We start from the raw sequence: 8,332 nt of genomic DNA, 5'->3' as shown, positions 1-8,332 counted from the left end.
GGGGATCTGCGTCAAGTGTTGCCAGATGGCCTCTTGAAACGGCGTGCCCTCGGCACGCACGGGAACCGTGAACGAGGTGCGCTTCTTGGCGAAGTACTCGCCCAACTCGGTCGCGGCGCGGCGCAGCACGGGAGTCGGAGCGTCGGGAAGTCCGTCGGTGGAGAGCCGGCCCGCTGTGGCGATCTCGAGCTTCGTGACGGCCTCAGCGTCGCCCTGAAGAGCGATGCGACCGAGGGGCGACTCGATGGTGAGCAGGCCGTGGGCGGGAGGAGTGCGCGGTGTCATGGTCCGAGGCTAACGGCAGGGAGCATCCGTTCACTGGCGGTTTTGCGACATCGGGATTGCCAACTCTGGGCCGCGGCGGGGGAGGATGGGAGCATGACGTCGATGCCGCTTCGTTCGCTTGGCCGTTCTGACCTTCGTGTGTCGGCGGTGGGTCTCGGCTGCAACAACTTCGGTCGGCCTGGTGCGGCCACAGAAGATCAATCGGGCACGAGTCGCGTGCTCCACGCGGCGATCGATCACGGCATCACGCTGCTCGACACGGCCGAAATGTACGGCTACGAGCATGGCCGCAGTGAGTCGATGATGGGCGTGGCGCTCGCGGGGCACCGCGATCAGGTGGTGATCGCGACAAAGTTCGGACACATCGAGGTCAAGAACCCCGAGCTGCGCGACACCCCGCACGGATCACGAGCCTACATTCGCGCGAGCGTTGAGGGGTCGCTGCGACGACTGCGCACCGACCGAATTGACCTCTATCAGATGCACACCCCCGACCCCGCGACTCCCATCGACGAAACGTTGTCGGCATTGCATGAGCTGGTCGACGAAGGAAAAGTGCTCTCTCTCGGACACTCGAACTTTTCAGCAGAGCAGGTGACCGAGGCCGAGGCCGCGGCACAGGCGGCGGGGCATCCACGGTTCATCTCGGCACAAAACGAATACAGCTTGCTCGAACGCGGCGCCGATGCCGACCTGCTGCGCGCTCTCGAGCGACACGGCCTGGGCCTGCTGCCGTTTTTTCCGCTCGCGAACGGCTTGTTCACCGGCAAGTTCTCCCGCGATGGCGGGCCGGCCGATTCGCGCATCATGCGGCAGCGACCTCACATCGTCGAGAACGCTCCGTGGGATGCCATTGAGGCGTTCGAGGCTCTGTGCCGCGACCACGGCATCGGGATGCTCGAGGGCACGATCGGCTGGCTCTTGAGCCGCCCAACCATGGGCTCCGTCATCGCGGGCGCGACGACGGTCGAGCAGGTGGCGCAGAACGCGGCGGCGGCCTCGGCATGGGCACCGGATGCCGACGCGCTCGCTCGCATCGACGAACTGTTTCCGGCGCGCGGCTAGCTCGCGCCGCGAGCGGCCGTGCCCGTGACCGCCGGACTACTCGCTTGTCTCGAGCGGTTGCGGATTGATGTTGAGGTCTTTATCGAGCGCCGCGGCTTCCTCGTTCAGGGCCGTGAACTCTTCGACGAGACTGTTGTAGGTGGCGACTTTCGCGTTCGTGGCGTCGATCGAGGCCGACAGTGCATCTTGCCGAGCAATCAGCGCTTGACGGTCGCGCTCGAATGCTGACTGGCTCGTATAGCCGCCGGGGCGCGAGGCTCGCGCATTGAACGCGGCGATGTCGGCCTCGAGCACGGCGGCCGCTTGAGTGGCCGCACTTTGTTCAGCGGTGATCTCGAGCGAGAGTCGCTCGAGCTCGGTGCTCAGCCGGGTGAGCTCTGCCTCGAGCTCAAGAAAGAGCGTCTTGACCTCCCGCCACTGCTCGACGACCGCAGCGCGATCGTCAAAGAACTGGGAGTAGTGCTCGTCGAGGGTCTCGGGCAGCGTCGCCAACTCGGTGCCGATAATCGCGTACAACTCGGGGATACGGGACGACGGGTCGGCGTCTTCGTAGGCCGCGATGCGCTCGATGAGCTCGTCGTCGGGGTCGACCGTGGCGAACGCGGCTTCGAGCGGTTCAACGAGCGCTGCCTGTTCGGCCGCCGACATGCGATCCCACGCCGCGTGCAACATTTCGTGTGCCGCCACGACGACTTCGAAGGCTTGCAGTTCGGGATTTGTGATGTCGAAGAGATAGATGCGGCCGTCGGCCAGCGTGTAGCACCAGAGCACGCCGATGTCGGGTTGGTCACGAGAGCAGAGCGAGTCGAAGGCATCTCCTTCAACGACCTGGGGGGTGCTCGCGTAGAACAAGAATCGCCCTCGCTCGCTCATGACCGCGCGGGTGGCATAGCCCGCGATGGCCGGAGTGGGGTCGTATTGCCACACCGTGACGGCATCCGTCACCGCCCGGGGGTTGGCCACGGCCCACCCCGCTGCCGCGAGAAATACCGACTGCGCAACGATGCTCACGACCGCCAGGCCGACGAGTATGCCGCGCCCGACGCGAGAAGCGCGCGATCGTGACGACCTCGACGGCTCGGCGTGGCTCATTTCTTTAGGCTATCGGCGCTCACTGCGTCAGCGAGCGAGCACGGCAATCGCGGCATTCAGTGTCGTCGCAAAGAGTGCCCAGAACCAGTAGGGAACAAGCAACGCGGCGGCCGTTCGAGAGACATCACCGAAGCGAATGATCGTGGCGAGAATGACGAAGTCGAGAATCACGATGATGACGAGAGCTACCCAAAGCCCTGGCGCCCCGAGCGCCGCGCCGAGCCCGAAAAAGGCCGGGGTCCACACGGCATTGATCGCGAGCTGCGTGATGTAGATGCGCAGCGCCCGCGATCGGGCTTCGGAATCTGGACGGCGCCACACGAGCCACGCGGCGACCGACATGGCTGTGTAGAGCACCGTCCACACGGGGCCGAAAACGGAGTTGGGCGGGTTCCACATGGGTTTCGCGGCGGCGGCATACCAGCCGTCGATCGCGGCACTCGAGAACATCGAGCCGAATGCGGCAACGAGAGCGGCAATAGACAACAGGGCCAGCAGCGCGAATGCCGATCGAACGCCGCGCCGAGCCGTGGTTGCGACGGGTGCTCCGGTCACGAGAGCGGCGGTGGGCCGCATCGGCGGGGGAGGCGCGGATGCTGCGCTGACGTAGGCAGAGCGCGCGGCGGGCGCGTTGCCGTCGATCGACTCGGTCGTCATCGCCCCTCCTCGTCGGTGCTCGCGGTCGTGTTCCGACACCCGTGCCAGCCGAATTCGGCGCTGTGTGTCTGGGCGAGAGTAGACGGCGAGGCTCCGAACCTCCTGCGCAAGCCCTGCGAGCGCGATTGGTGCGGGGCCAATACTCGCCCGGCCCATGGCGTGCCGCCCTCGGCGGGCCGCGGCCCGGCGTGACCAGGTCTAGTGGCCGATGAGACCGCTCATGGCGCGTGCGATGAGAGACGACCGACCGGTGATTCGTTCTTCGGCATCCGCGGCCGTCATCGCCACGAGGCCCGCGTTGGCGCCGACGAATCGCAAGGGTTCCGGTTCCCACGAGGGGGAGCGGTGCCCCACCCACGGAAGGCGCGTGAGCTCGGTGTCGCGGCGGGTAATGAGGTCGGCAAGTGTGCGGCCTGCGAGGTTGGTCGTCGAGAGGCCGTCGCCCACGTACCCACCGGCTGAGCCCAGGCCCGTGGCGGGGTCATACGTCACACTCGCGTGCCAGTCACGGGGAACCCCGAGCGGGCCGCCCCACGCGTGTTCGATCTCGAGAGCCGGCAATTGCGGAAAGAGATCGTGCAAGGTTGCAACCAGGTGGTCGAAAACGCGCTCAACTCGGTCGTATTCCGGGCGAATGGCGCTACCCCAGTGGTAGCGCGCCCCCCGGCCGCCGAAGGCGATGCGGTTATCGGCCGTGCGTTGACCGTAAATCACCAGGTGACGACCATCAGCGAAGGTTTGCCCGTGCGCAATGCCCATGGCATCCCACACGGCGTCGTCGAGCGGCTGTGTCGCCACCATGAGCGAATACAGGGGCAAGACTCGGCGCTTGGTCTGCGCGATCGTCGCGCCATAGCCTTCGAGCGCCGCAACGATGTGGCGTGCGCGAACACTGCCGCGGTCGGTCTGCACCGCGCCTGGCGTCCACTTCTCGACGGTGGTGTGTTCGTGGATGACCGCACCCTGTTGCTCCACGACGCGCGCGAGCCCGCGCACGAGGGCGGCGGGGTGCACGCGGGCGCAGGCCGGGTCGTACACCGCGCCGCGCGCATCCCGGGCATACACGCGTTCGGCGCCCCACAGTTCGAGGGCGTCGACGCCATAGCCGCGAGCCTCATCGACCTCATGCTGGGCGGCCCGCCACTGTGTGTCGCTGCGCGCAAAGACGACCGTGCCGCCTCGCGCATAGTCACAATCGATGCCGGCCGCCGCTGCCGCGGCACCCACCTCGTCGACGGTCGACACCATCGCACGCCGCATCGCGAGGGCGGCATCCCGACCATGCTGCTTTTCGAGCGAGCGCGTCGATGCCGGAAACAGCGCGCTGCACCAGCCACCATTGCGCCCCGATGCCCCGAAACCCGCGATGTTCTTCTCGAGCAGCGTGACCCTCAGGCTCGGTTCTCGCTTAAGCAACTCGTGGGCTGTCCACAGCCCCGTGAGACCTGCTCCCACGATGGCGACATCGGTGTCGAGGTCGCCATCGAGGGCAGCACGCGGCGTGAGATCGTCGTCGACCGTCGCGTGCCAGTAGCTCAGACCGCGGTAGTCGACCTCCGCAGTTCCGGCCGCTCCAGTGCTCAGAGCAGTGTTCCGGCTTCGGTGAGCACGCGACGCAAAATGCTCTCGATTTCGTCGAACTCGGCGGGGCCGATCGTGAGCGGGGGAGCGAGCTGAATCACGGGGTCTCCCCGGTCATCGGCGCGGCAGTAGAGCCCGGCGTCGAAGAGGGCCTTTGACAAGAAGCCGCGCAGCAAGCGCTCTGACTCGGCCTCGTTGAAGGTCTCTTTCGTCTCTTTGTTCTTGACGAGCTCGATGCCGAAGAAGTACCCCTCGCCGCGCACGTCGCCGACGATCGGGAGGTCTTTCAGGCGCTCGAGTGCGGCACGGAACTTCGGCGAGTTCTCGCGCACGTGAGCGAGAATGCCCTCTTCTTCCATGATGTTGAGGTTCTCGAGAGCGACAGCAGCCGAAACGGGATGCCCGGCAAAGGTGTAGCCGTGGTAGAACGCCGTCTGCCCGTGCTTGAACGGCTCATAGATGCGGTCACTCACGATCATGGCTCCGAGAGGTGAGTAGCCACTCGTGAGGCCCTTGGCCGAGGTGATGATGTCGGGCACATAGCCGAGCGCGGTGCACGCGAACATTTCACCGATGCGGCCGTAGGCGCAAATGACCTCGTCGCTGACGAGCAGCACGTCGTACTTGTCGCAGATTTCGCGCACTCGGGCGAAGTAGCCGGGGGGCGGCGGGAAGCAGCCGCCCGAGTTCTGCACGGGCTCGAGAAAGACCGCGGCAACGGTGTCGGGGCCCTCGAACAGAATCGCCTCTTCGATGCGATTGGCTGCCCACTGGCCGAACTCTTCGAGTGAGCCGTGAAAGCCCATCTCATCAGCGCGGTAGTAGTTGGTGTTCGGCACGCGGAACCCGCCGGGCGTCAGCGGTTCGAACATCTCCTTCATGCCCGGGATGCCTGTGATGGCAAGCGCGCCTTGCGGGGTGCCGTGGTACGCAATCGCACGCGAGATGACCTTGTGCTTCATGGGCTTGCCCGTGAGCTTGAAGTATTGCTTGGCAAGCTTCCAGGCCGACTCGACGGCTTCGCCGCCACCCGTGGTGAAGAACACGCGGTTGAGGTCGCCGGGCGCGTAATCAGCGAGGCGGTCGGCGAGTTCGATCGCCGTCGGGTGTGCGTACGACCAGAGCGGGAAGAACGCGAGCTCTTCTGCCTGCTTGCGCGCCGCCTCAGCGAGTCGCTCGCGGCCATGACCGACCTGCACGACGAAGAGCCCCGAGAGACCGTCGATGTACTTCTTGCCCTGCGAGTCGAAAATGTGGTGGCCTTCGCCGCGCACGATGATGGGCACGCCGTTGCCGGCTTCCATGCCCGATTGGCGGGCGAAGTGCATCCAGAGGTGATCTTTCGCCTTCTGCTGCAGATCGGCTTCGGTCGCCGCGTCGAGCGCGACGCCTTCGGGGGCGCGAACGGCTTCGATGGTCATGGTGTGCTCTTTCTTGGACTTTTTGGTGCGGAAGATGGTCATCGTGTTCCCCAGTTGTAGAACTGCTTCTGCAGTCGCAGATAGACGAAGGTCTCGGTCGACTGCACACCCTCAATCGCACGAATGCGGCTGTTCAGCAGGTCAATGAGGTCGTCGTCGTCTTCGCACACGACCTCCGCGAGAATGTCGAAGCTGCCGGCCGTCAGCACGACGTAGTCGACGGCCCTCATGCTGCTGAGCTTGTCGGCGACGTGCGTGGTGTCTCCGCTCACGCGAATGCCGATCATCGCTTGCCGGTAGAAGCCCAACTGCATCGGGTCGGTGACAGCGACCACCTGCATGACTCCCGCGTCGGTGAGTTTTTGCACGCGTTGGCGCACTGCCGCTTCGCTCAATCCGACGGCCTTGCCGATTTCGGCGTACGAGCGACGGCCGTCGGTTTGCAGTTGCTCAACAATGGCCTTCGACACGTCGTCGAGTTGAATCGGCTTGCTCCGGGAGGCCATGGGCTGATTCTGACAGTCAAGCGTCGCGAATACAAGTGAATCCGCAGTCGGAGGGCATTCGTGCGACGAAATCCGTCGCGAATGCGCTGGATGCTGTGCTCAAGCCGCGCTACAGTGGCGCCATGAGCGCCCGCATTCTGCAGAACGTTATTGGCGGTGAATCGGTCACGAGTTCGGCCGAAACCCACATCGACCTCATCAATCCGGCCACAGAAGAGGTGTACGGGCACGCGCCTGTCAGCACTCCGGCCGAGATTGATGCTGCCTATCTAGCTGCCGACACCGCGTTTTCTCACTGGGGCCGCACGACTCCGGCCGAGCGTCAACTCGCGCTGTTTCGCCTGGCCGATGTCATGGCCGAGCATGCCGATGAACTCGCCGACCTCGAGTCGCTCGACACCGGAAAGCCGCGAGCGAGCCTCGTGACCGACGAGATCGACCAGTCGATCGATCAGCTGCGGTTCTTCGCCGGTGCGGCGCGCGACCTCGACGGCCGTTCGGCGGGGGAGTACCTCGCCGACCACACCTCGTATGTGCGGCGCGAACCGATCGGCGTCATCGGTCAAGTGACACCCTGGAACTACCCGCTCAACATGGCGGTCTGGAAGATCGCTCCCGCGATCGCCGCGGGAAACACGGTGGTGCTCAAGCCGTCAGACACGACTCCGCTCTCGACCGTGCGGTTTGCCGAACTCGCCGCGGGCGTGTTGCCCCCGGGCGTGTTCAACGTCGTGATGGGTGACCGCTCGACGGGCGCGGCTCTGCTGCAGCATCCGACCCCCCAGATGGTGGCGATCACGGGCTCGGTGCGCGCGGGCATGGAGGTGGCGAAGGCTGCCTCCAGCGACCTCAAGCGCGTTCACCTCGAGCTAGGGGGCAAAGCGCCGGCCGTGGTCTTTGCCGACGCCGATCCGCAGAAGGTCGCCGAGGGTCTCGTGCTCGCGGCCTACTTCAACGCGGGTCAAGACTGCACGGCAGCGACGCGCGTCATTGTGCACGAGTCGGTGCACGACGAGGTCGTTTCCGCTCTCGTCGCGCGCGCGGCGACGCACGCCATCACGGGTGGTCCCCACGACGACGGCGTCTTCTATGGGCCGCTCAATAACGCGGCGCAGCTCGAGCGCGTATCCGGCATCGTCGATCGTCTGCCTGCGCACGCCCAGATCGTCGCGGGCGGGGCGCGCCAGGGAGACCGGGGCTACTTCTACCCGGCCACGATCGTCACGGGCATGCGCCAAGACGATGAGGCCGTGCAAGAAGAGATCTTCGGCCCCGTTCTCACGGTGCAAACCTTCCGCACCGACGATGAAGCGCTCGCCCTCGCCAACGGTGTGCGCTACGCCCTTGCCTCGTCGGTGTGGACGAGTGACCACACGCGAGCCATGCGCTTCGCGCGCGACCTTGACTTTGGGTGCGTGTGGATCAACACCCACATTCCGTTCGTCTCCGACATGCCCCACGGTGGCTTCAAGCACTCGGGCTATGGCAAAGACCTCTCGCACTATGGCTTCGAGGACTACACGCGCCTCAAGCATGTGATGTCGTACATCGGCGATTAGCCGATGGGCGACAAGATGGCACGGCGTATGAGGGCGGCCCGGCAGGGTCGCCCGGACATCGGCGACTAGCCGATGGGCGACGAGATGGCACGGCGTATGAGGGCGGCCCGGCAGGGTCGCCCGGACATCGGCGATTAGCCGATGGGCGACAACAGTCTGGGCGATG

The 8,332-nt window shown here is 65.5% G+C and carries 8 protein-coding genes; 2 read left to right on the top strand and 6 right to left on the bottom strand.

The features are described 5' to 3' along the window. Positions 1–285: methylated-DNA--[protein]-cysteine S-methyltransferase (locus tag SFU54_RS04360; protein ID WP_413466565.1), on the bottom strand; the 285-nt coding region annotated here is incomplete at its 3' end. A gap of 93 nt (positions 286–378) precedes the next feature. Here SFU54_RS04360 and SFU54_RS04355 point away from each other — a divergent pair. After that, positions 379–1,350 (top strand): aldo/keto reductase, encoded by a 972-nt coding sequence (locus SFU54_RS04355; protein WP_319015079.1) that lies wholly within the window; start codon positions 379–381, stop codon positions 1,348–1,350. A gap of 36 nt (positions 1,351–1,386) precedes the next feature. Here SFU54_RS04355 and SFU54_RS04350 read toward each other — a convergent pair whose 3' ends face one another. The 5 genes from SFU54_RS04350 to SFU54_RS04330 all read right to left on the bottom strand — a co-directional run bounded on the left by SFU54_RS04350 (position 1,387) and on the right by SFU54_RS04330 (position 6,607). Next, the gene (locus SFU54_RS04350) at positions 1,387–2,442 is read right to left on the bottom strand and encodes a hypothetical protein (RefSeq protein WP_319015078.1); all 1,056 of its coding nucleotides are present in this window, start codon (positions 2,440–2,442) and stop codon (positions 1,387–1,389) included. A gap of 27 nt (positions 2,443–2,469) precedes the next feature. Continuing rightward, the gene (locus SFU54_RS04345; RefSeq protein ID WP_319015077.1) at positions 2,470–3,099 is read right to left on the bottom strand and encodes a TspO/MBR family protein; all 630 of its coding nucleotides are present in this window, start codon (positions 3,097–3,099) and stop codon (positions 2,470–2,472) included. A gap of 198 nt (positions 3,100–3,297) precedes the next feature. Then, the gene (locus SFU54_RS04340) at positions 3,298–4,554 is read right to left on the bottom strand and encodes an FAD-binding oxidoreductase (RefSeq protein ID WP_319015076.1); all 1,257 of its coding nucleotides are present in this window, start codon (positions 4,552–4,554) and stop codon (positions 3,298–3,300) included. Positions 4,555–4,679: 125 nt separating this feature from the next. Further along, positions 4,680–6,101: an aspartate aminotransferase family protein gene (locus tag SFU54_RS04335; protein WP_319015080.1), complete on the bottom strand. Its 1,422-nt coding sequence runs from the start codon at positions 6,099–6,101 to the stop codon at positions 4,680–4,682. Between the two features lie 38 nt (positions 6,102–6,139). After that, positions 6,140–6,607, bottom strand: coding sequence for an Lrp/AsnC family transcriptional regulator (locus SFU54_RS04330; protein ID WP_319015075.1), 468 nt, complete (start codon positions 6,605–6,607; stop codon positions 6,140–6,142). A gap of 122 nt (positions 6,608–6,729) precedes the next feature. Between SFU54_RS04330 and SFU54_RS04325 the strand changes: the two genes are divergently transcribed. Next, a complete protein-coding gene (locus SFU54_RS04325) occupies positions 6,730–8,166 on the top strand; it encodes a gamma-aminobutyraldehyde dehydrogenase (RefSeq protein ID WP_319015074.1) in 1,437 nt (478 codons plus the stop codon). Positions 8,167–8,332 lie beyond the last annotated feature (166 nt).

The organism is Microcella sp. (assembly GCF_033763155.1).
GTDB lineage: Bacteria > Actinomycetota > Actinomycetes > Actinomycetales > Microbacteriaceae > Microcella.
Note: the sequence above shows the minus strand (reverse complement) of the source record. Positions and strands in the feature narration are given on the sequence as shown.